At 34.5% G+C, this 26,030-nt stretch carries 13 protein-coding genes and 2 tRNA genes; 12 read left to right on the top strand and 3 right to left on the bottom strand.

Features of this window, described 5'->3' with window-relative positions; translation table 11 throughout:
• Nucleotides 1–137: 137 nt before the first annotated feature.
• Nucleotides 138–803 carry a class I SAM-dependent methyltransferase gene (locus ITJ86_RS10110; RefSeq protein WP_230080268.1) on the bottom strand — a complete coding sequence of 222 codons (666 nt, stop codon included), beginning with the start codon at nucleotides 801–803 and terminating at the stop codon, nucleotides 138–140.
• A 118-nt stretch (nucleotides 804–921) separates the two neighbouring features.
• Nucleotides 922–1,458: an RNA methyltransferase gene (locus ITJ86_RS10105; RefSeq protein WP_195871521.1), complete on the bottom strand. Its 537-nt coding sequence runs from the start codon at nucleotides 1,456–1,458 to the stop codon at nucleotides 922–924.
• A gap of 301 nt (nucleotides 1,459–1,759) precedes the next feature.
• Here ITJ86_RS10105 and mutS point away from each other — a divergent pair, with 301 nt between their 5' ends.
• From mutS to ITJ86_RS10090, 3 genes are all read left to right on the top strand, one after another.
• Nucleotides 1,760–4,372, top strand: coding sequence for a DNA mismatch repair protein MutS (gene mutS, locus ITJ86_RS10100; RefSeq protein WP_195871520.1), 2,613 nt, complete (start codon nucleotides 1,760–1,762; stop codon nucleotides 4,370–4,372).
• Nucleotides 4,373–4,665: 293 nt separating this feature from the next.
• A tRNA-Gly gene (locus ITJ86_RS10095) sits at nucleotides 4,666–4,737 on the top strand.
• A 41-nt stretch (nucleotides 4,738–4,778) separates the two neighbouring features.
• Nucleotides 4,779–4,862: transfer RNA gene (locus tag ITJ86_RS10090), tRNA-Leu, on the top strand.
• A 252-nt stretch (nucleotides 4,863–5,114) separates the two neighbouring features.
• Here the strand turns inward: ITJ86_RS10090 and ITJ86_RS10085 are convergent.
• The gene (locus ITJ86_RS10085) at nucleotides 5,115–6,908 is read right to left on the bottom strand and encodes a cation:proton antiporter (RefSeq protein WP_195871519.1); all 1,794 of its coding nucleotides are present in this window, start codon (nucleotides 6,906–6,908) and stop codon (nucleotides 5,115–5,117) included.
• 262 nt (nucleotides 6,909–7,170) lie between these two features.
• Between ITJ86_RS10085 and ITJ86_RS10080 the strand changes: the two genes are divergently transcribed.
• The 9 genes from ITJ86_RS10080 to ITJ86_RS10040 all read left to right on the top strand — a co-directional run bounded on the left by ITJ86_RS10080 (nucleotide 7,171) and on the right by ITJ86_RS10040 (nucleotide 26,028).
• Complete coding sequence (locus tag ITJ86_RS10080) at nucleotides 7,171–9,975, top strand: helix-turn-helix and ligand-binding sensor domain-containing protein (RefSeq protein ID WP_230080267.1); 2,805 nt, start codon at nucleotides 7,171–7,173, stop codon at nucleotides 9,973–9,975.
• Nucleotides 9,976–10,223: 248 nt separating this feature from the next.
• The gene (locus ITJ86_RS10075; RefSeq protein ID WP_195871518.1) at nucleotides 10,224–13,274 is read left to right on the top strand and encodes a SusC/RagA family TonB-linked outer membrane protein; all 3,051 of its coding nucleotides are present in this window, start codon (nucleotides 10,224–10,226) and stop codon (nucleotides 13,272–13,274) included.
• An 11-nt stretch (nucleotides 13,275–13,285) separates the two neighbouring features.
• Complete coding sequence (locus tag ITJ86_RS10070; RefSeq protein WP_195871517.1) at nucleotides 13,286–14,761, top strand: RagB/SusD family nutrient uptake outer membrane protein; 1,476 nt, start codon at nucleotides 13,286–13,288, stop codon at nucleotides 14,759–14,761.
• A gap of 11 nt (nucleotides 14,762–14,772) precedes the next feature.
• Entirely contained in the window at nucleotides 14,773–16,872 is a 2,100-nt protein-coding gene (locus ITJ86_RS10065; RefSeq protein WP_195871516.1) for a hypothetical protein, read from the top strand.
• Nucleotides 16,873–16,884: 12 nt separating this feature from the next.
• Entirely contained in the window at nucleotides 16,885–18,495 is a 1,611-nt protein-coding gene (locus ITJ86_RS10060; protein WP_195871515.1) for a glycoside hydrolase family 16 protein, read from the top strand.
• Nucleotides 18,496–18,673: 178 nt separating this feature from the next.
• Entirely contained in the window at nucleotides 18,674–22,135 is a 3,462-nt protein-coding gene (locus tag ITJ86_RS10055; protein ID WP_195871514.1) for a hypothetical protein, read from the top strand.
• A gap of 13 nt (nucleotides 22,136–22,148) precedes the next feature.
• The gene (locus tag ITJ86_RS10050) at nucleotides 22,149–23,441 is read left to right on the top strand and encodes a glycoside hydrolase family 17 protein (protein WP_195871513.1); all 1,293 of its coding nucleotides are present in this window, start codon (nucleotides 22,149–22,151) and stop codon (nucleotides 23,439–23,441) included.
• A gap of 2 nt (nucleotides 23,442–23,443) precedes the next feature.
• Nucleotides 23,444–24,499: a glycoside hydrolase family 2 TIM barrel-domain containing protein gene (locus tag ITJ86_RS10045; RefSeq protein WP_195871512.1), complete on the top strand. Its 1,056-nt coding sequence runs from the start codon at nucleotides 23,444–23,446 to the stop codon at nucleotides 24,497–24,499.
• 11 nt (nucleotides 24,500–24,510) lie between these two features.
• Nucleotides 24,511–26,028, top strand: coding sequence for a glycoside hydrolase family 30 protein (locus ITJ86_RS10040; RefSeq protein WP_195871511.1), 1,518 nt, complete (start codon nucleotides 24,511–24,513; stop codon nucleotides 26,026–26,028).
• The last annotated feature ends 2 nt before the right edge of the window (nucleotides 26,029–26,030 follow it).

Raw genomic sequence — 26,030 nt, 5'->3', positions numbered from 1 at the left:
ACTTATAAGTCATTAGTTTTGTCATTTCGAGCGAAGCCGAGAAATCTCATTATTCTAATCTAGAAAAGATTTTAGTCTGTTTACATTCGTATAATTTAGTGAAATTCCTGTCAAACATTCTCTGTGAATCTCTGTGTTTACGCAGTGAAACTTCGTGTAATAGTTTCCAAAAGCTTAGTCACAATAATCCCTTTTTCATCTTCAGGAACAATTTCACTTAAGGTTTTTACAGCTTTAACTTCTAAATTAAAAGGCGTTTCCAACACATTAACACCACTCTTTTTTTTAATTCTAATCCCTTGACCAGAAATAATGTCAATATTCGGTTTAAAATTCTCAACAGGTAAATGTTCAGTAAGAATTACATATTTATAGTTCTTTAGTTTTCTAACAATTTTTTCAATTTCAGGATTCGATAAATGTTGTAAAACCTGTCTTAAAATCACACAATCTGCTTTTGGTAAGTCATCTTCCACAATATCTAAAGAAAGGAACTCTAAATTGTCAGCTTTGAACATTTTTTTGTTGCGTTCAATCAGGTTCTCAACAATATCAATTGCCATATACCTTTTAGTGTATTTGGTCAATTGTTTACCTATATTAAAATCGCCACAACCCAAATCGCAAACCGTCAGAGAATTATTATGAGATTTTAAAAAAGTAATAACACTATTTAAATAAGGTTCAACAATTTTAGCATTATGAGATCCAGAGCCAGAGTAGAAGTCAAAGTCTTTTCCGCCCCAAAGATGCATGTCGTAAACTTGTTGCATGGCGTCTTTTGTTGGCCAAGGTTTTTTCATTGAATTCAAATTATGATTTGTCCTTTTTGTCATTCCGAGCTTGCCGAGGAATCTAATTAAAAATATGTGAAAGTTAAAGTTGAGATTTCTCGGCAAGCTCGAAATGACATACATTGGTCTAACGTCTAACATCTATTTTAGAAAACACATCCCAAACCACAACACCACAACTCACCGAAATATTTAATGAATGTTTAGTCCCAAACTGCGGAATTTCAATCACCACATCACTAGCATCCACCACACCTTGAGCCACACCTTTAACTTCATTACCAAAAACAAAGGCATATTTTTCATTCGGTTGCGGTTGAAAGTCGTTGAGCATGGTTGCGCTTTCCGCCTGTTCAATAGAACAAATAGTAGTGTTTTTAGCCTTTAATTTTTCGACAATATCTAAGGTGTTTTTCGCATATTCCCAATCAACGGTTTCGGTACTTCCCAAAGCGGTTTTTCTTATATCGTTGTGAGGTGGAGTTGCTGTAATTCCACAGAGATAAATCTTTTCGATTAGGAAGGCATCACTTGTTCTAAATACAGAGCCAATATTATTTAGGCTTCTTATATTATCTAAAACAATAATAATGGGCGATTTTTCAGCTTTTTTAAATTCTGAAACTTCTAATCTATCTAATTCTTCGTTTTTTAGTTTGCGCATGTTCATTGCTTAGGAGACCTTGCAGGTTTTTAAAACCTTGCAGGTCTAAAATGTTAATTTGTAAATAATTTTCACTCGTAAAATGTTCTCAAGTGTATTCGTTCTGTTTAGTGTGAAGTTTCTACTTAAAGTTCAATTTCAAAAAGACCTGCTAGGTTTTAAAAACCTGCTAGGTCGAGTAACGTTATCAACATCTGTAAATAACTTATAGTTCTACGGCTTCAATAACCCTCAAAATATAAGTAAATTTGTAATCTCGCTAATTATTGAGACAAAAATATAACTTAAAACCAGATTTCCATTGGCTAAAAAGGCAAAAAAAGTAACACCATTAATGAAGCAGTATAATGCCATCAAGGTTAAATATCCTGATGCCTTATTGTTGTTTCGTGTTGGCGATTTTTACGAAACTTTTGGTACCGATGCTGTAAAGGCCTCTAAAATTTTAGATATCATTCTTACCAAACGCGGAGCTGGAAGTGATAGCGAAACGGAATTGGCTGGTTTTCCGCATCATTCCTTAAATACCTACTTGCCAAAACTGGTAAGGGCAGGTGAACGCGTTGCTATTTGCGACCAGTTAGAGGATCCAAAGCAAACTAAAACCATTGTAAAACGTGGTGTCACAGAATTGGTAACACCAGGAGTGGCTTTTAATGATGATATTCTACATTCAAAATCTAACAACTTTTTAGCGTCTGTTTATTTTGAAAAACAACGCATTGGAGTATCGTTTTTAGATATTTCAACTGGCGAATTTTTAACCTCCCAAGGGAATGCAGAGTATATTGATAAGTTGCTTCAGAATTTTAATCCGAGCGAGGTTTTAATTTCAAAACAAAGTCGAAAGGTGTTTTCTGAAACCTTCGGAAATGATTTTCATACCTTTTATTTGGAAGATTGGGTATTTCAAGCCGATTATGCGCATGAAACCTTAACCAAACATTTCAATACCAAAACGCTAAAAGGCTTCGGAATTGAAGATTTGTATGAAGGAATTATTGCTTCAGGTGTTGTATTGCATTATTTAGGGGAAACGCGTCATAATAAGTTGGAGCATATTGCAACAATTTCAAGAATTGCCACCGACGATTATGTGTGGATGGATAAATTCACGATTCGGAATTTAGAACTTTACAATTCCACCAATGCCAATGCTGTAACGTTAATTAATGTCATTGACAAAACCATTTCAGCAATGGGAGGACGAACGCTGAAACGTTGGTTAGCGCTACCTTTAAAGCATGCCGAAAAAATAAAACAACGTCACGAAGTCGTAAAATACCTATTGGAAAATGAATCGGTGCTTCAAAAGATTCAAGGGCAAATAAAACATATTGGAGATATAGAGCGTCTCATTTCAAAAATAGCCACGACTAAAGTGAGTCCTCGCGAAGTGATTCAGCTTAAAAACTCTTTGGAAGCCATTGTGCCTATAAAGTCAGTCGCTGAATCGTGCGAGAATGACGCTCTAAAAGTATTAGGCGATAATTTACATCGCTGTGATTTATTGCGTGAAAAAATAAAGGAAACCTTAAACGAAGAGGCACCAGTTAATGTCTTAAAAGGACATACGATTGCCAATGGGTTTTCGGAAGAATTGGATGAACTACGTGGTTTGTCACAATCTGGAAAAACCTATTTAGACAACATGCTAAAGCGCGAAAGTGAGCGTACAGGCATCACATCGTTAAAAATTGCGTCTAATAACGTTTTTGGTTATTATATTGAAGTTCGGAATTCACATAAAGATAAAGTTCCAGAAGAATGGATACGTAAGCAAACCTTGGTCAATGCAGAACGTTACATTACCGAAGAACTTAAAGAATACGAAGCTAAAATCCTAGGGGCAGAAGAGCGCATTTTAGTAATTGAACAACAATTATTTTCGGAATTAGTCACTTGGATGCATCAATTTATTGTGTCGGTACAACAAAATGCACAACTGATTGGTCAACTAGATTGTTTATGTGGTTTTGCGAGTTTGGCAAAATCTAATAAATACGTGTATCCTCAGATTGATAATAGTTTCGATTTGGAAATCAAAGATGGTCGTCACCCTGTGATTGAACAGCAATTGCCAATTGGAGAGCCTTATATTGCTAACGATTTATTTTTAGACAGAGAATCGCAACAAATTATTATGATTACTGGTCCGAATATGTCTGGTAAATCGGCAATTCTGAGACAGACAGCCTTAATAGTATTGTTAGCACAAATTGGAAGTTTTGTGCCGGCTGAAGAAGCACGAATTGGCTTGGTCGATAAGATTTTTACGAGAGTAGGAGCAAGTGATAATATTTCGATGGGAGAATCGACCTTCATGGTGGAGATGAATGAAACAGCTTCAATTCTAAATAATATTTCAGACCGCAGTTTGGTGTTGTTAGATGAAATAGGAAGAGGAACCAGTACCTATGATGGGATTTCTATCGCTTGGGCCATTAGTGAATATTTGCACGAGCATCCATCAAAACCAAAAACATTGTTTGCAACGCATTATCATGAGTTGAATGAAATGACGGAAACCTTCAACCGGATTAAAAACTTTAACGTCGCTGTAAAAGAATTAAAGGACAATGTGCTTTTTGTAAGAAAACTAGTTGAAGGCGGAAGCGAACACAGTTTTGGTATTCATGTGGCTAAAATGGCAGGAATGCCACAGCAAGTTATTCGTCGTGCGAATAAAATTTTATCAAAATTAGAGAGATCACATTCTAGCGAAGAGTTAACAGATAAAGTAAAAAGCTTGAAAGATGATTTGCAATTAAGCTTTTTTAATCTCGATGATCCGCTTTTAGAAGATATTAAAGATGAAATTTTACACACAGACATTGATACATTAACTCCGGTTGAAGCCTTGATGAAACTCAATGAAATTAAGCGAATGTTGGTTAAGAAAAAGCAGGCTTAAAAAAAATTTAGACCATTTCTCTGTTAGAAACAAGATTATAGACTAATTGTTCTTAATAGATAAAGTGAATTGGTTTGATTGTTCTATTTGTTGTTTAATTGTTCAAAACGAGCAAAGTAGCTTAACTTTTGAAGCTTTAGAAATCTAATAATTATGACATCTTAAATGAATGTATTTTATTAGAATTGGACGCTGATTAAAATTTTTTAATTTATTTTCAAAAAAGGCTTTGCTTTTAAGATTAAAATTTTAAATTTGCATCCGCTTTTACAGCGAAAATGTTCATAAAAATTGCGAAAGTAGCTCAGGGGTAGAGCATCACCTTGCCAAGGTGGAGGTCGTGGGTTCAAATCCCATCTTTCGCTCGATATAATATACCAATTTTAGTTACTGTCCGTAACTAAATGCTGAAGTGGTGGAATTGGTAGACACGTTGGACTTAAAATCCAATGTCCCTTGGGACGTACGGGTTCAAGTCCCGTCTTCAGTACAGATGAAAAGCCGAAAACGAAAGTTTTCGGCTTTTTTGGTTTAAAAATTGGAGGTTAGCTCGCTTTCCGTCCTGTTTTTAATCAAAAAATACATTCCAAATTATTGGATTGGCTATTCTAAAAATGTTGTAAAGGGGCTCGGCGAAGCCAATTCCTTATGCGTATTTAAATGAAAAGTTAAAACGAATTACAGCTAAAAACACAAAAGCCTTTATCGAAAAATAAAGGCTTTTGTCATTTAGAAAAAATAATTACTCAATATAAATAATCTTTTCGTCCGCATCGATATGATCATCGTACCTAAATGGACGTTTCGCTCCTGTACTTTCTATAATAACCAATGGCAGTAAATCTTTATCTTCACTGAACTGAGATTTAAGCCATTCTCGTGTTGTTATTTTTTTACTGACAGAAACTTCAACTTCCTTATAGTTGGAATCCTGTACTTTTTGTATCCACGATTGAATATCGACCTTTCCAGAGAACAAAGTTGAAGCTGAAATCGAATTAAGGATATTTATACTGCCTCCTTCGCCACTGTGAGGTGATATTGCTACGAATTTTTCAGGAATAAATACAGTGTCATTAATAAGCTGTGATGCCAACATATTAATTTCATTATTGACCGTTAAGGCTATAAATGTTCGGAAATCTTTGGCAACCGCCTCATTCAACGTAGATTCCTCTAAAATATTACCATGAACATAATCAAAGCCTTTACTTTTTGCGTTTTCACAATTGGTTTTGTTAGCATCTATAAAAACCACTTTGTTGTCGTCAGCTAAGTGTTTCCCTAATAACAATGCCAATGGATTGGCACTTAAAAATAGGTATCCTTTTCTCGAGAATTGTTTTACCAATTCGCCTCGTTTTTTTAACCAATTTGTGGACCAGGTTAATAGTACTGGTACAGAAAGTGTGGTTATAATGGCCATAAAAACAAGTATGGAGAATATTTCTTGAGTGATTATACCTTTTTGTAAACCAATACCAGCAATAACTATTTCTACAGCACCACGACCATTCATTCCTGTTCCAACTGCAAAGCCCTCTCGCCAGCCATTACCACTTGGTAAATAGAATAAAATTGTACCAACTATTTTTCCAACAAAGGCGACACCTACTATTAATAGCAAAAGCATTAAGTCTGTTTTAAAAACATCTAAGGTGACATGAAAACCTGCTGTTACGAAGAATATAGGGGCCATAAATCCTATAGAAACGTCGTGAAAAACACGCGTAATGTCTTTAGTTATTTTTTCATGAAAAACACCATCTTTTATAAAAACACCTGCAATAAAGGCTCCTAAAATACCATGAAGTCCTACGAGTTCCGCCAATTCTGAAAGCCCAAAAACGATGAGAAGTAATAATGTAAAATAAGTGGTTCTGTTATCTATGTTTCGACTAGCCATCCATTTGCCAATTCTCGGAAGCACATAAAGCCCGAAACCTGTAGAAAATGCAAAAAACAATATTATTTTACCAGCAATAATTAGTATCTCAGACATGTTTACAGCACCAGCATCAATAAAACTGGAGAGTCCGGCAAAAATAATTAGGGCTAAAGTGTCCGAAATTAACGCACCTGCCATTAACACATAGGCAATTCGTGTGTCTAATAAATCGAGATCAACTAAAATACGACTTTTTGTAGCTAAAGACGTTACTCCAACTGCAATACCTACAAAGAGTCCTGCCATTGTTGTACCACCAGAAAACGTGACCACAAAATAACCTAAAGCAAATGGAACCACAAAACCTCCAACCGCAGCAAGTAGTCCTGCCCATGAGGCTTTACCTAAGTCTTTAAAGTTTATTTCCATACCAATGTATGCCATTAGTAAAATAACACCAGCTTCAGATATAATGTGTAACGTACTAGATAATTCTACTAGACCGAGTAGAGATGGACCGATTATGACACCTATCAATAATTCTCCTAAAATAGCTGGATATCCAATACGTTTAATTAACGCACCAGCACCCCAAGCCGAGAGTAGTACAATGAATAAATTTAAAATGTCGAATCCAACTTCCTCCATAGTGTTGTTTGTTTATTGTGATATGTGTAATTTCCTAAATATCGGATTTTTTTTTTAGAATATATCATCAACATATGTATTTTAGGATTGTTATAACGTTAAATTAAAGCTTTGTAACCGATCAAATTTAACTATACATATTTATAAATTACCACTACACATAGTGCTAAAATCGTTTATTTGCTTATATTTAGAGCCTTAACACAATTGAATTTTGTGTTTATTCTTTAAATCGATTCATCTTCTATAGATTTTAGCTTAAATGAAATTAATTAAAAGTATTCTCTACGTTTTAATGGTTGTTTTTACTATAGCAACTGATGCTCAGGAGATTCCTCCTATTCAAATTTTTACGCCGCAAGACTATGGTGCCGAAGATCAAAATTGGGCAATAGATCAGTCTTTAGATAACTATATTTATGTTACTAATAATAAAGGTTTATTAGAATATAATGGGGCGTCATGGACGCTTTATAATGCTCCGAATTCTGGAATTTTAAGATCAGTTAGAATTGTTGGTGATAAGATTTATACAGGAGGTTACATGGATTTTGGTTTTTGGACCAAAAACGAGCAAGGTAGGTTAGTATATTCCTCTTTAGTTAAACATAAAGATCTCTCGATTAAAGTAGAAGAAGATTTTTGGGGAATTATTAATATTGAAGGTTATGTTTTGTTTCAGTCTTTTGAGAAGATCTATATATACAATATAGCTGAAGACAGTTTTGATATTATACATTCTGATTCACGAATTAATAAAATGTTTAATGTAAATGGATCTATTTATTTTCAAAAAACTGATTTAGGTATTTATAGGATAGAAAATGGTGAACAAACATTAGTGTCTTCTTCAGAAATAATTAAACGTAAAGAGGTAGTTAATATTTTTAAGTCTAATTCTGGATTATTGTTTTTAACTAAAGAAGATGGTTTTTTTGATTTAACGAATGGAGAAATACATCCGTGGAATCAAGATTTAAATAATTTATTAAAAGGGTTTAGTATTTATAGTAGTGCTAGATTAAATGACGAAAGTTTTGTTTTAGGTACAATTGCTAATGGCATGTTACATGTCGATAAAAATGGTAAGCTACTACTGCAAATTAATCAATCCTATGGATTAAGTAATAATACCGTTTTGTCTTTAATGGATGATAGTTTTGGGAATATTTGGCTTGGATTAGATAATGGTATTAATGTTGTTAATTTAAATTCACCTTATAAAGTTTACACGGATAAACAAGGTGTTTTAGGCACAGTGTATGCGTCTGCAAAAACGGATAACTATTTATATTTAGGTACTAACCAGGGGTTATTCTATAAGTTAATTGATACAAATGATCAGTTTAAGTTTATTGAAGGTACAAAAGGTCAGGTTTGGAGCTTGGCAATTGTGCAAAGTACATTGTTTTGTGGTCATGATAAAGGAACGTTTATCATTAATGGCACTCAAGCAAAAAAAATATCCAGTGAAATTGGAACGTGGGGAGTAAAAGAAGTTAAGGGGTTTCCTAATCTTTTAGTTCAAGGTAATTACAAAGGTTTAAATGTTTTAGAACGTGTAGATGATGCCTGGAGGTATAGAAATAAAATTGAAGGTTTTAATACATCTTCAAGATATTTTGAGTTTGTTAATTCAAATGAATTGCTGGTAAATCATGAACATAAAGGTGTTTTTAAAATAAAGGTTGATGCAGATTTTCGTAAGGTTATAGACTATAGTAAATTGCCAATTAGTAAGGGTGACAAGTCGAGCATAGCAACATATAATAATAGAATACTCTATAATTATGAAGAAGGAGTTTTTGGTTATGATAGTACATCCGAAACATTTGTAAAGGATACAGTCCTAAGTAAATTACTTAGTGGCGAAAATTATTTTTCAGGTAAACTTTTAAGCGATAGTAATGGGAAAAAGCTTTGGGGCTTTTCTAAAGATGCTATTATTTATGTTGAGCCAGGGAAATTGTCTAGCGAACCACTAGTTAACTTAGTGCCTATTTCTAGTGAGGTACGTAAAAGTAAAACGGCATTTGAAAATATCCATGACTTGTCTAACAACAATTATTTAATTGGTACAACTGAAGGCTATCTAATCATTGACTTAAATAAATTAGAGCTTAAAGCATTAGATATCAATTTAAATAGGGTTGGATTTGGTAAACATCCAGACGAACTCTTTCCATCAGATTTAGTGAAGCCAGAACTGTTTTCTAATAAAAATAATAATATTAAGTTTCAATATAGTGTAACTAATTTTAGCAAGTTCGCCACAACGAGCTACCAGTATAGGTTAATAGGGTTATATGATAATTGGAGTAACTGGTCTTTAAGTTCAGAAGTTGTGTTTAAAAATTTAACCCATGGTGATTACACCTTTGAAGCTAGAGCAAGGTCAAATGGTATGATGTCTAATAATGTGTTATCTTATAGTTTTACTATAGAAAAACCATGGTACATTAAACCTTTAGCTATAGTGTCTTATTTTATCTTCGCTATACTTTTTATTTATATTCTGTACTACTTCAATAGAAAGCATTATAAAAAGCAACAACAAAAGCTTATTGCTAATAAAGAAAGAGAATTAAAATTAGAGCAATTAGAAAACCAGCGTCAGTTAATTCAGATCAAAAACAAAAACTTACAACAAAATATAGATAATAAGAGTAGAGAGCTTGGAATGGCAACAATGAATTTGGTAAAGCGAAATGAGTTACTTAATAATATTAAGAGTGAACTATCCAAAAGTAAATCACTTAACGATGTTAATAAAGTCGTAAAACGCATAAACTCAAGTATAAATGATACTAATGATTGGGAGCTGTTTGAGGAAGCCTTTAATAATGTGGATAAAGATTTTATGAAAAAGATAAAGGCAATTCACCCTTCTATTACTCCAAATGATTTAAGATTATGTGCGTATTTAAGACTAAACTTGTCTTCAAAAGAAATAGCTCCACTTTTTAATATTTCTCATAAAAGTGTGGAAGTGAAGCGTTATCGTCTTCGTAAAAAAATGGGCTTAGACCACGAACAGAGCTTATCTAATTATATAATTGAACTATAGCGCCTATACAGCGACAATTTTCAACTATACATTACCTATACAAGTCTGGTTTTTGGGACTTTATTAACTAATTATAAGTGATTTGTTAAGTTAAAGTTAATTCCGAGAATTCCGTAATTTAAAGGGTTAAGCAATGCTGTTTTGGTAATTTTTAATCGCATTTATTGCACTGTATGTTTTTTGTATAGCCTGTTTTTGGTAAATCACGATTTTTATTTTCTAATATTACGTTATCTAATAAACTAATTATGAAAATAAACTTTTTAACGCTCATTTCTTTCTTGTTTACAATGGCAGTATTTGGGCAAAATGTAGATGTTACTGGAACGGTTACTGAAGCTTCTTCAGGGCAACCGTTACCAGGTGTTAATGTAGTCCTTAAAAACACATCTAAAGGAGCTTCAACAAATTTTGATGGCGAGTTTACGTTATTAGACGTGCCATTAAATTCTGTAGTCGTTATTTCCTATTTAGGTTTTTTAACGCAAGAGATTACTATTGTTAATAGTGAACCTTTAAATGTTGTTCTAGTAGAAGACACGGAATCTCTTGATGAGGTGGTCGTTATTGGTTACGGAACACAAAAGAAACGAGATGTTACAGGAGCAGTATCTATTGTAGATTCAAAAACATTAGATGAACTTAAGCCTGTTAAAGTAGAACAAGCACTTCAAGGTACGGTCTCTGGTGTGAATGTAACATCACAATCAGGTGCGCCTGGTGCAGGACTAGATATTAGGATTCGTGGTATTTCTACTAACGGTACTAATGGTCCTTTAGTCATTATTGATGGGTATCAAGGTGATTTGGGTATTGTAAATCCTAACGACATTGAATCAATAACAGTACTTAAAGATGCCCAAGCAGCTATCTATGGTACAATTGGTGCAAATGGTGTTGTTTTAATTACAACAAAGAGTGGTAAAAAAGGTGGTAAAACTCAAGTTTCAATCAATAGTTATACAGGTTTTCAAGAGGCAACACGTCACTTATCATTATTGAATGCGACTGAGTATGCTTTAATATTGAATGAAAGCTATGCAAATGGTGGTCAAGCATTACCTTTCCCTAATGTTTCTGGATTAGGGCAGGGCACAGACTGGCAAGAAGAAGTTTTAAACAAGTCGGTGCCATTAATGAATCACGATTTTAGTATTTCAGGGGGCTCAGAGAAGATAGCCTATTCTATTAGTGGATCTCACCTGTATCAGCAAGGTATCGTCGGACCTAAAAAGTCTGATTTTAGAAGAAATACGGCGAGAGCTTCTATTAGCGGAGACATTTCAGATAAACTTAAATTTAATACGAATATTACATATACGTATTTAGATAGAGATTCTGTAAACGACTTTGGTTTAGGTTCGGTGTTGTTTAATGCCTTAAATATTCCGGCAACGTATTCTACACATGATACCAATGGAGATTTTACTTTAATTCCAAGCAGTTCAGGATTAGGAATTGAAATTATTAATCCATTGGCACAAATAGAGAACACTTATAATGATTATGATTTAAAGAAATTAAATGGTACAGCATCTCTAGAATACCAAATGCTAAATAATTTAAACGTCACTGGTAGAATTGGTTTTAATACCGCTAACAGTGAAAGTAAATCATTTGCTAAAATGGTAGACTACGGAGGCAAAGTATTTGATGTAGGGCGAAGTAGAGTAGATCAAAATGCCATAAATGACAATGATTACTCATTAGATATATTTGCGACCTATCAAAACACATTCTCTGATAAGCACAATGTTACTTTTACAGGTGGTACAACCATCTATCAAAGTTTTGGAAATGGTTTATTTGCTACAGGATATGATGTGCCAAATAACTCATGGAGCTTTGCAGATATTGCATTAGCTCAAGGAACTGGTGGAGATGGAGTAAGAGATGTTGGGTCTTATGCTTATGATGAAAGACGCTTGTCTTTCTTTACAAGATTGCAATACGATTTTAAAGGAAAGTACTTATTCTCTGCAATGTTACGTAGAGATTCATCAACTAAATTTGGTCCAGATAATAGAGTGGCTTATTTTCCATCAGCAACGGCTGGTTGGGTAATTTCAGATGAAGATTTCTTTGGAGACTCAAGTATATTTAGTTTTATGAAACTTAGAGCGAGTTACGGTATTTTAGGAAACGATCAAATTCCTAACAATGGCTACGTAGGTCAATTAAGTGGAGAAGCGACTTACCTTTTTGATGATGTATTAACAAATGGTAGAGCAATTGGACAATTACCAAACTCAGAATTACAATGGGAGGAAGCTAAAAAGTTTGATGTTGGTTTAGATTTTAGGCTATTAAATAATAAAATAGACATTACAACAGATTACTTTATAAACAAACGTGATAATTTATTAATTACTAACATCCCTGTTTCTGGTATCACTGGTGTATTTGGACCTGGTGGAGGATCACCGACAGTAAATGCTGGTGGAGTTGAAAATAGAGGATTTGAATTTGCAATTAATTATAGAGAAAACTTCTCAGATGATTTTAGAGTTTCCGCGAGCTACAATGTTACTACATTACAAAATGAAGTAACTGAAGTAAATAACAGTACAGGTTTCTTAGAAGCTGGTAATTTTAGTGTTGGTCAGCCTGTGATTTCAAGAATGGAAGTGGGGCAACCAATAGGCTACTTTTATGGTTATAAAACAGATGGTATTTTTCAAAACCAAGATGAGGTTAATGCACATCCTTCACAATTAGATTTAGGGGCAGAAGCATCACCAGGTGATATTAGATACGTAGATATTAATAACGATGGTGAAATTACAATAGATGATAGAACAAATCTGGGTGATCCAATTCCAGATGTTACAATGGGACTTAACCTAACATTAAACTACAAAGACTTTGATTTTACTGCATATGCATTTGCCTCTATAGGAAATGACATGGTAAGAAACTACGAAAGAACAGTAACTGATGTTAATAGATTAAATTATGTATTAGATAGATGGACAGGTGAAGGTACAAGTAATACAGTGCCAAGAGTCACTACTGCAGCGACAACAAACAGATTGTTTTCAGACTTTTTTGTTGAGGATGCATCTTACTTAAGAATACAAAATGTTCAAATAGGTTACTCAATTCCTCTAAATACAATTGAAAAAATAGGTCTTAGTAAAATGAGAATATATTTTGGTGTTAACAACCTTTACACATTTACAAAATATAAAGGTTTTGATCCAGGAGCTAGTAGTGGAGCACCGATAGGAGGAGGTATTGATTATGGTTTCTACCCAATACCAAGAACTTATTTATGTGGTGTAAACCTTAATTTTTAAAAAAAGAGAAAATGAAAAAAAATAGAATAACACAACTTATAGCTATCGTTATGGTAGTCTTTGCAATTCAATCTTGTTCTGACGAATTTATAGATAGAAATCCAGTGTACTCAATCGATTCCGAAAATTACTTTAACTCGGAAGACGATTATTACAAAGCATTAATTGCAGCGTATGACTTATTACAAACCACTTATGTTAATGCGTTGTTAGGTGAAATAGCCTCAGATAATACTCTAAGTGGAGGTGGAGACGCGACAGATGTTATTGGTTATCAACAAATCGATGATATGATCCATACTCCTGTGAATAGCAACCTTAGAGATATATGGAATTGGATGTTTGCAGGTGTAAATCGTGCAAACTATTTGTTAGAATTTCAAGATAGAACTGATTTTGAGGGAAAAGAGGTAATTATAGCAGAAGCAAAATTTTTAAGAGCTTATTATAATTTCGAATTAGTAAAGTGGTTTGGAGGTATTCCTTTGAAAGTAGACCAGCGTTTCGCTTTGGGTGATGAAAAAGTTACCCCAAGATCTTCACCTGAAGAGGTGTATGCATTAATTGAATCTGATTTGCAATTTGCAATTGATAATTTATCCTATGCAGCACCTCAAGTAGGACGAGCAACAAAAGGATCAGCTCAGGCTTTATTAGGAAAGGCGTATTTATATCAAGATAAATTTACAGAAGCAGCTTCTGTTTTAGATAACTTAATTAGCAACGGACCTTATGATTTAGTCGAAGATTACGATTCAATTTTTGAACATGCAGGTGAAAACAATATAGAATCGGTATTTGAAGTACAATATACAGATATTGAAGGTGCTAGTTTTGATTGTATGCAATGTAGTGAAGGAAATATTGCTGTTGGATTTAGTGGTATTAGAAATTATAATGGACCTTTATTTTCATCAGGCTTTAGTTTTAACGTACCAACGCAAGATGCTGTAGATGCATTTGAAGCTGGAGATTTAAGAAAAGATGTTGCCATTTTAGATATTGAAAATTGGGCTGCTTTAACCGGAGCTACTTATGGTACAGGTTATAAACATACAGGGTATTTTAATAGAAAATATTTGCCTAGAAAACGAAGTGAAGATGCTGCAGGTGATTTAAACTTAACGAACCCAAACAATTATAGAGCTATTAGATTTGCTGACGTATTATTAATGGCTGCCGAAGCTTTTAATAGAGGTGGTATTAATGATGGAAAAGCACAACTTTATTTAAATAGAGTAAGAAATAGAGCTTTTGGAAACACTAATAATGAGATTAACTCTACAGGTTCAGCATTGACTGAAGCTATTTTCCATGAAAGAAGAGTTGAGTTAGTTGGTGAAGGACATCGCTTTTTTGACTTGGTAAGAACAGGAAGGGGTTCTGAAATAGATGGATTTACGGAAGGTAAGCACGAATTATTCCCTATACCTCTTGAGGAAATTCAATTTGCTAATGGAAATTGGGATCAAAACCCTGAATATTAAAAAATAAAAGCATGAAAATATTAAAACACACATTAAGATTATGTCTTTTAGTAATGGTTTTTTATGGCTGTACTGAAGATGACGCAAGCACTAGTTTTGTCGATGAATTTAAAGCTCCTACAAACATTTCAGCGAATGTGGTGGTAACACAAGACAATACAGGCTTGGTAACTATTACACCACTAGGTGAAGGTGTTTCAAGTTTTGAAATTAACTTTGGTGACGGCTCAGAAGTTTCAGAAGGAATAGAGCCTGGTTACGGAATTAATCATACCTATGAAGAAGGGACTTACGAAGCTTCTATAATTGGGTATGGTTTAAATGGAGCTTCTGCAACTGCTTTACAGACCATTGATGTCTCTTTTCAAGCACCAGAAAATTTAGAGGTTACTATTGAAAATGATGCGGCACTTTCTAAAACAGTAAACGTAACAGCTACAGCTGACTCGGCAATTTTTTATGAAGTAACGTTTGGTGAGGATGATTCAGCAGATCCGATTTCAGCTAATATTGGAGAAACAGTATCATATACTTATCAAGACGTTGGGACGTATACCATTACAGTTGTCGCCATGGGTGCCGCAATTGAAACGACAAGTTACACTGAGGAGTTCGAAGTAACAGCGATATTGCAGCCGTTAAATTCTGCACCAGCACAACCTGCAAGGGCAGAAAGTGATGTTATTTCTATTTTTAGTGCTGCTTACAATGATGTAGAAGGTTCTGACTATTTCCCAGATTGGGGACAAGGTGGTTGTTGTGGTAGTGGATGGGCACTGTTTAATTTAAACGGTGACGATATGTTACAGTATTCAAACCTAAGTTATCAAGGTAATCAGTTTGCAGATCCAATAGATGTGTCTCAAATGGAATACATTCATTTAGATATATGGACTGCTGATGTTTTACAATCTGTAGATGTATTTTTAATCAGTGCAACCGAATCTAACGGTGAACGCGCTGTAACCGTGGATTTAACACCAAACGAATGGACAAGTGTTTCTATTCCAATTTCAGAATTTACGGATCAAGATGGCTTTGATGTGACTGATATTCATCAATTAAAATATGAAGGAACGCCGTCTAGTGAGGGCACAGCATTTATTGACAATATTTATTTTTATAGAGCAGCAACCCAACAATTATCAATTGCTGGAACGTGGAGAGTTGCAGCAGAAGATGGTTCATTTGCAGTAGGACCTGCTGTTGGTGATACAAGCTGGTATTCTTGTGAAGGTGAATGCGTGGCAGCAAGAGCCTGTTATTTTGATGATGCTTACGTATTTGGTGCCGATGGATCATTTACAAATATTTTAGGGTCAGAATCATGGATTGAGCCATGGCAAGGTGGTGAAGATAATTGTGGTGCACCAGTAGCACCTCATGACGGAAGTGGGTCTGCCACATATACATTCGATTCAGAATCAGGAGCCTTAACTCTGAATGGAGTAGGAGCTTTTATTGGCTTACCAAAAGCTAACAATCAAGGAGAGTTACCAAATGTAGCTGTCCCAGAATCAATTACGTATACAGCGACACTTTCTGACAATAACAATACAATGAATGTGTACATAGAAGCTGGTGAAGGAGTCTTTTGGCAGTTTAAGTTAGTAAAAGATGGTGTTCAAGACTCTCCAATTATTGGAACTTGGCAAATGGCTGCAGAAGCTGGATCATTAGCTGTTGGGCCACATGTTGGTGACACAAGCTGGTATTCTTGTGATGATGGCTGTGTAGTAGATAGAGCTTGTTACTTTGATGACACTTATGTGTTTGGAGCTGACGGTTCTTTTGCAAATGTTTTAGGAACGGAAACATGGATAGAACCATGGCAAGGAGGTGATGATACTTGTGGCGCACCTGTGGCACCACATGACGGATCTATACCTGCAACATATTCTTATGATATAGGTTCTGGTACACTGACCATAATGGGTGAAGGTTCTTATATTGGATTACCAAAAGCAACTAATCAAGGGGAATTGCCAGATGTAGATGTTCCTGGTTCTATAACTTACACAGCAACATTGTCAGATAATAACAACACGATGCACGTAAATGTTGAGACAGGTACAGGTGTGTTTTGGCAGTATAAGCTAGTTAAAAATTAAAAAAATAAGATTATGAAAAATATAAAGTATACCTTAATAAGTTGTCTTGCTGTTTTATTTGTCGTTTTAGGCTGTGAAGAGGAAGATGCAGTTTTCGGAGATGTAATTGCACCTAGTAACCTAGTTGTAACTGCCGATGTTGTAGGACAAGATGCTTCAAATCCAAATGGAGATGGAAGTGGAGTTGTAACGCTATCGGCATCTGCAGACAATGCAATTAGCTATAAGTTTATCTATAATGGAACAGAGTCAAGTGCGCCTTCAGGAACAGTTGATGCCTTATTTACAAATCTTGGAGTTAACACTTACGTTGTAAATGTTATTGCATATGGTACAGGTGGAGTTTCTACAACAACATCAATAACTGTAGATGTATTAGCAACCTATACACCACCACAAGAATTAGTGGATAAATTAATTGGAGACGGTACAAAAGTTTGGAGATTAAAATCTGAAACACCTGGCCATTTTGGCTTAGGTCCAGTTGGAGGAGGAGTAGTTTCTGAATGGTATGGTGCAGGACCTCAAGAAAAAGTTGGAGTTGGTATGTACGATGACCGATTTATCTTTGGTAACGATGGTACATTCACACACATTACAAATATTAACAATGAAGATGCTTCAGGTACAATATTTGGACGTGGAGGATTAGTGAGTGAAATTGGACAAGGCGGAACACCAAACGGTGATGATGTTGAAAATGTTCCATATAATGATTATACAGAGAGTTTTGTAATAATTGCACCAGGTGGAGTTGAAACTATAAACTTAGGAGGTTTAGGGTTTATTTCTTATTACACAGGCAGTCATAGTTATGAAATTTTTGACAGATCAGTTCCTAATGAAATAATATTAAAAACAACAGATGCTAATAATGATTTTGACTGGTGGTTTATATTAACCTCAGAAGATGAATCTAGTGGCGGAGAGTTTAATTCTGTTTTTAATGATTTAGTTTGGTCTGATGAGTTTGATGTAGATGGTGCTCCTGATGCTGCAAACTGGACTTACGATCTTGGCGCAGGTGGTTGGGGAAATCAAGAATCTCAAACATATACTGATAATGCAGAAAATGTAATTATTGAAGATGGTTTCTTAAAAATTACAGCCAAAGCTAACGGTAATAGCTATACGTCTGCAAGAATAAAGTCAGAAGGTTTGTACGATTTCACATACGGAAGAGCTGAAATTAGAGCAAAATTACCAAGTTCTGTTGGTACTTGGCCAGCAATTTGGATGCTTGGTTCTGATTATCAAACAAACACTTGGCCTGCATGTGGTGAAATTGATATTATGGAGCAAAAAGGACAGGATAAAAATACAGTTCTATCAACTGTTCATCATCCTGCTGTATCTCCAGGTGCTGGTGATTCTGCAAGTACGCAATTAACAACATCAACCACAGAGTTTCATCTTTATTCGGTAGAGTGGACTGCCCAATCGATTACGTTCTTAGTAGATAATGAAGTTTTTCATACTATAGAGAACTCTGCGAATTTACCATTTCATAGTGACTTCTTCTTTATTCTAAACGTGGCAATGGGAGGAACTTTAGGAGGAACAATAGATCCAAATTTCACAGAAGATAGCATGGAAGTTGATTATGTAAGAGTATATCAATAAGCCAAGAGCTAAGAGATTTTAAATAGAATTTAATAGCAATCTAATATTGTATATCATAAAAGGTTGAGCTGTACTGTTCAGCCTTTTTTATCCCATCAAATACATTTCGAAAAGTGTTTCTTAGAAGAATAATCTTATTTTTTTAATAGCGCTTCATATTGAAAGAATATAATTACCAATGACAAAAAAACCCGTATACATAGGAAATAATAGAGCTTCAAACGATGAATTTGAAGTTAAAGGAGAACTTGTGTCGCTTCATAATGAAGACTATTATAAAATCTCTAACAGTGATAAAATGAGACCGTTTTTTATGAGTCTTGTTAGTAATTCTAATCACTGGATGTTTATTTCAAGTAATGGAGCATTAACTGCAGGAAGAAAGGACTCTAATAATGCATTGTTCCCCTATTATACCGATGATAAGATCACAGAATCTTTAGAAACTACTGGTAGTAAAACCATAGTTCAGGTTCATAAAGACGATAAAACATTTTTATGGGAACCGTTTTCTAACCGATACCAAGATGTCTATGCAACAAAACGAAATCTTTACAAAAACAGCTATGGAAATAAATTGCTTTTTGAAGAAATAAATGATGATTTAAACTTAACGTTTAGATACGAGTGGAATACAAGTGATCAATTCGGGTTTGTAAGAAAGGCTAATATTATCAACAATTCAAACGAAAATGTTGAGGTAACTATTTTAGATGGTATTCAAAATATTTTGCCTTATGGCTTAACGTCGGTATTTCAAAATGCCACGAGTAATTTAATCGATGCCTATAAGAAGTGCGAATTAGAAACAGATTCAGGGATTGGTATTTTTGCCTTAAGCGCCATTATTGTAGATAAAGCAGAACCGAGTGAAGCTTTAAAAGCGAACACAGTTTGGTTTTCAGGATTAGAAAATCCAACGCATTTAATATCTTCCTTACAGTTAAATGATTTTAGGAATGGTAAAGCTATTTCACAAGAAAAAGATATAAGAGCAGAAAAAGGAGCTTACTTTATTTGTAAGGATTTAAGCTTAGAGCCAAACGCAGAAAACAACTGGATGTTTGTGGCAGACGTCAACCAAACGATTAGTGCGATAAATAATATTTCAGAAAAAATAAAAGGACATACGAATCTTGAAGACCTTGTACAGCAAGATATCGATGCTGGTACAAAACACCTTTTAGAATTGGTTGGCGCTTCCGACGGTATTCAATTAGGTAACGATCAATTAAGAAATACAAGACATTTCGCCAATACGCTTTTCAACATTATGAGAGGTGGAATTTTTGATGATGATTACAAAATTGAAAAAGAAGACTTTCTAAAATACATGGCCAAGGCTAATGTAAAAGTGTCTAAAAGTAAAGAAGCTATTTTAACTAGTTTACCTGAGCTTTTTACGGTAGATGTGATTAAAAACATTGCTGATCAAGATGATGATAGCAATTTTAAACGCTTATGTTACGAATATTTACCACTTAAATTTAGTAGAAGACATGGAGATCCAAGTCGACCTTGGAACAAGTTTTCTATCAACACACGTAGTGAAGTAGATGGTTCTAAAATTTTAGATTACGAAGGTAATTGGAGAGATATTTTCCAAAACTGGGAATCATTAGCGCATTCGTATCCTGCTTTTATGGAAGGCATGATTCATAAGTTTTTTAACGCCACTACCTTCGAAGGTTACAATCCTTACCGCGTAACAAAAGATGGATTCGATTGGGAAGCCATTGAGGAAGATGATCCGTGGTCTTATATTGGATATTGGGGAGATCATCAAATTATCTATTTATTAAAGTTCTTAGAGTTTATTGAGAACCATTATCCTAATAAATTATCTAAGAGTTTTACCCAAGATGTGTTTGTTTACGCCAATGTGCCTTACAAGATTAAGAGTTATCAAGACACTTTAAAAAATCCTAAAGACACCATTGATTTTGATCACGAATTACACAATAAAATCAATCTTGTAAAAGAAAGATTAGGTGCAGATGGTGCTTTATTAAGAGATGAAAATTACTTCATCCATAAAGTTAATCTTGTTGAAAAATTATTAGCAACCGTTCTCGCAAAAGTATCCAATTTTATACCAGAAGGCGGTATTTGGTTGAATACACAACGCCCAGAATGGAACGATGCAAACAACGCTTTAGTGGGTAATGGAGTTTCAATGGTAACATTATATTACCTCAGACGTTTTATCAATTTCTTTGAAGGTATCGTAGAGAATGCTACTGATGCAGAATACAACCTATCAATAGAATTAAAAACCTTCTTTGAAGGTGTGGTGTCAACATTAAATGACAATGAAAGTGTACTGTCTGGTAAAGTTTCAGATTCAGAACGAAAAACCATTTTAGATGGCTTGGGTTCTGCAGGAAGTAATTACAGGTTAAACATATACGAAACCGGATTTACAAGTGATAAGGCATCCATTTCAAAAGCGGATCTATTAGCGTTTTTCAAAGTATTAAAGCAGTACTTAGACCATACGATTAAAGCGAATAAGCGCACAGATAATTTATATCACGCCTATAATTTAATGACGGTTGAAAATGATACAGAAGTGTCTGTTTCTTATTTGCCAGAAATGTTAGAAGGTCAAGTTGCTGTGTTAAGTTCGGGTTATTTAGAGCCAAAAGAAGCGTTGAGTTTATTAGATGCCTTAAAAGCAAGTGCACTTTTTAGAACAGATCAATACAGCTATATTTTATATCCCAATAAAGAATTAGCGCGTTTTGTAGATAAGAACAACATTCCATCTAAAGCTGTAGAAAAATCAAAGTTATTGAAGCAATTAATTGCCGATAATAACACGCAGATTATTGAAAAAGATACCACAGGTCAATATCATTTTAACGGTAATTTTAATAATGCAGACAGTTTAAAAGCTGCATTAAAAGACTTGCCAGAAGGACAATATGACGATTTAGTTGAAGCGGAAAAACCATTATTGTTAGCCATTTTTGAAGAGCTATTCGATCATAAATCATTTACAGGTCGTTCAGGTACATTCTATGGTTACGAAGGTTTAGGATCAATTTATTGGCACATGGTGTCTAAATTATTATTGGCAGTTCAAGAAAACTGTTTATTGGCGGTAAACACTAACGAAAGTGAAGAAATCATCGGTAGATTATTAGAGCATTATTACGAAATTAACGAAGGAATTGGTGCTCATAAATCACCAGAATTATATGGGGCGTTTCCAACAGATCCTTACTCGCACACACCAGGAGGAAAAGGGGCACAACAACCAGGAATGACAGGTCAGGTAAAAGAAGATGTCTTATGTCGTTTTGGAGAATTAGGAGTTTTTGTGGAAGACGGAAAACTATATTTTAATCCAAGACTTTTAAGAACCGAAGAATTTTTAAGGACCTCAAAAGAATTCCACTATACAAGTATTAATAAAGAGCAAAAAACAATTCAACTGAATGAAAACTCACTTTGTTTTACCTATTGCCAAGTGCCAATTATTTATAAGCTTGAAAATGAAACTAAAATAGAAGTTGTAAAAACTGATGGTTCTGTTTTAAAGTTTAAAGATTTAAAACTCGATACAACAACAAGTAACGACATTTTTAATCGCACAGGAGAGGTCAATCAAATTATAGTGTCGGTAAATAAGTAGAAAAACAGTTAGCATGAAAGGAATTTTAAAATTAACGGTATATGTTTTTGCAATGCTATTGGTCATTTCATGTAAGGATGAAAAAAAAGAAGAAGACAACGATACAACCGTAAAAGAAGAACAAACTGTGAGTGCAAAAGACATTTTAGGAAACCCGGAATATTTGGCAATTTCTTATGGAGGTTACCGAGAAAAACAACGGGAGGTGCAACCTTCAATTCTAGAGCTTAAAGAGGATATGAAAATCCTAAGTGCTATGGGAGTAAAAGTGTTGCGAACGTATAATGTTCACTTTGCACATGCCGAAAATGTGCTTAAAGCCATAACGGAATTAAAAAAAGAAGATACAGATTTCGAGATGTATGTGATGTTGGGTATTTGGATTGATTGTGAAAATGCATTCGATACTGGAAACGGAGATCCAAACCATAATGCAGAAAGTGAAAGAAATCCTGTTGAGGTAAATACAGCTGTAGAGTTAGCGAAACAATATCCTGATGTTGTGAAAATTTTGGCGGTAGGAAATGAAGCAATGGTCAGATGGGCGACAAGTTATTTTGTAGAGCCATGGATCATTTTAAAATGGGTAAAGCACCTTCAAGATTTAAAGAAGTCTGGAGAATTACCTAAAGATTTATGGATTACAAGCTCAGATGATTTTGCCTCTTGGGGAGGAGGCGATCCAAGTTATCATACAGAAGATTTAGAAAAAATTGCACATGCCGTAGATTATATTTCGATGCATACGTATCCATATCACAATTCACATTACAATTCTGAATTTTGGAAAGTCCCAGAAAATGAGATGCATTTATCAAATAAAGAAAAAATAGATGCTGCTATGTTACGTGCCTTAGAGTTTTCTAAAAGTCAATACGATAGCGTTTCAAATTATATGAAAAGTATTGGAGTCAATAAACCAATTCATATTGGAGAAACAGGTTGGGCAACAGTATCTAATGGTCATTATGGTGAAAAGGGTTCGAGAGCCACAGACGAATATAAACAAGGACTCTACTATAAGTATTTGCGCGAGTGGACCAACACGGAAAATATTTCTTGTTTCTATTTTGAAGCTTTTGACGAACAATGGAAAGACGGACATAATGCATTGGGATCAGAAAATCACTTCGGGTTAATCAATTTACAAAGCCAAGCAAAATATCCACTTTGGAATTTGGTAGATGAAGACATATTTGATGGTTTAACCAGAGATGGAAAACCAATTACCAAAACCTATAATGGTAATCTAGACGCGTTAATGAAGGATGTTTTAGTACCAAATACAGATTATCAAAAGAATTAATAATGAAAAATAGCTTATTCATAACCGTAATTTTATTCGCTTTTATGTCATGTAAAAACGAAACAAAAAAAGAAGCTGTACCTGTTGAAAGTGACATTGTAACTAACGATGTTGTTTCAGTGTCTGGGCGACAACTCATGGTTAATGACGAATTTTATTTAATCAAAGGCATCTGTTACCATCCAGTTCCAAAGGGCAGTGAGGTTAAAAGAGATTTTGGAACCTTAACGCAAGATTTAGAGTTAATGGTTGAAGCTGGCATTAACACCATAAGAGTTTATGCACCAATTGTAGAAGAAAGTGTGCTTGACGAAATTAATGAAGCAGGTTTAAAAGTAATTATCGGATTTGGTTATAACCAAGGTGGTAAAAATGATATTCTTTCAGGTTCATTTATAGATTATGTGAACAAATACAAAAATCACAATGCCATTTTAATGTGGGAATTAGGTAATGAGTACAATTATCATCCAGAATGGTTTGATGGAGATATTAAGAATTGGTACACTGCCATGAACGATGCAGCAGCTTTAATTCACAAAAATGATCCATCACATCCTGTAACTACTGCACATGGCGATTTACCAAACGAATTAGCATTGTCTATGAGTCCAAATATTGATGTTTGGGGAATGAACGTATACAGATTTGTACGACCAGAAACCATTTTTAAAGAATGGAAAGAAGTTAGCGAAAAACCAATGTATTTAGCCGAAACAGGAGCTGATAGTTATATGCAAATCGCAAAAGATGGTTATGAGCAAGGTGTAAATGAATTAGCACAGGCAGATGCTACAGAAATTATTCTGAAAGCAACATTTAATGGTCAGGATATTTGTTCTGGAGTCACTTTGTTTCAATATACAGATGGCTGGTGGAAAGCAGGAAACAATGAAGTACAAGATACTGGAGGAACAGCACCAAACAGTACAGGTGTACCTTTTGATGGTAGCCCAAATGAAGAATTTTGGGGCATCGTTGATATCGATAGAAACAAAAAACAAGTATTTGATGTGGTAAAGAACATCTATACAAATGTAAATCAAACTAATAATTGATAACGTTGAATATGAAAACAACAAGAAACAGCATATTGGTTCTCTTAACTCTCACAATAATGAGTTGTAATTCTGAAAAAAAAGAGAATAAAGAAAGCAAAGACTTAAATGTTGAGGTATACGAAACTTCAGAAAGTGGAAATAAACTGACCAGAATTACGGAGTTTTCTAAAGTAGATTCTTCAGCAGTTATAAAAATATTACCAGAACAAAAGTTTCAAACTATAACAGGTTTTGGTGGTTCGTTTACAGAGTCTTCTGCTTACTTATTAAATAAGTTGAGTAAAAAGAATCGCGACACTATTCTTCAAGCGTATTTTGCAGATGAAGGTGCACGTTATTCATTAACAAGAACACATATCGCTTCATGTGATTTTTCTTTAAATAACTATACGTATGCGCCAGTTGCAGATGATATGGAAATGAAAAATTTCAGTATTGAGGAAGATCGAGATGATTTAATTCCGATGATTAAAGAAGCTCAAGCCATTTCAAAAGATGGTTTCGGAATCATAGCATCACCTTGGACATCACCACCATGGATGAAAGACAATAAAGAATATGTAGGTGGTACATTATTACCAAAATATTACGATGCATTTGCTCTCTATTTTTCTAAATACTTAGAGGCTTATAAAGCTGAAGGTATAGATATTTGGGGTTTAACACCAGTTAATGAGCCACATGGAAATGGAAATAACTGGGAAAGTATGCACTTTACACCAGAAACAGAAACGGATTTTGTACAAAACCATTTAGGACCAAAATTAGAAGCTGATGGTTATGGAGACGTTAATATCCTTGGTTACGATCAAAACCGAGCAGGTTTAGGCGAATGGGTAGATGCCATGTTTAAAGATGAAGCTTCTTCTAAATATTTTGCGGGTACAGCAATCCATTGGTACGAGAGTACATATGATTATTTTCCAGAAGAGTTGCAATATGCTCATGAAAAAGCACCAGACAAGTACTTAATAGAAACAGAAGGATGTGTAGATTCAGAAGTTCCTGCATGGCAAGATGATGCTTGGTACTGGAAAAAAGAAGCTACGGATTGGGGTTATGACTGGCGTGAAGATGATAAGAAACACTTGCACCCAAAATATGCACCTGTAAACCGCTACGCAAGAGATATTATTGGTTGTCTAAACAATTGGGTTGACGGTTGGATAGATTGGAACATGGTTTTAGATCGACAAGGTGGTCCCAACTGGTTTGAAAATTGGTGTGCGGCACCAGTAATTGTAGATCCAGATGCGGATGAAGTTTACTTTACACCATTGTATTACACTATGGCTCATTTTAGTAAGTATATAAGACCAGGAGCAGAGGTTATTGGTGTAGAGAATGGAGTAAAGGACCTTATGGTTACAGCAGCAACAAATCCAGATGGATCTATTGCAGTGGTGTTGTTTAACGAAGGGAAAACACCAAAAGACTTTACACTATCGCTTGGAGAAGACACCGTTAATGTAAAAATTAATCAACAAGCCATTCAAACGATATTGATTCCATCTAAAACACTATAATT

The organism is Winogradskyella marina, assembly GCF_015645385.1.
In the GTDB taxonomy this organism is placed as follows: Bacteria; Bacteroidota; Bacteroidia; order Flavobacteriales; family Flavobacteriaceae; genus Winogradskyella; species Winogradskyella marina.
The sequence above is the reverse complement of the archived record's forward strand: the minus strand, read 5'-3'. Positions and strand labels throughout refer to the sequence as shown.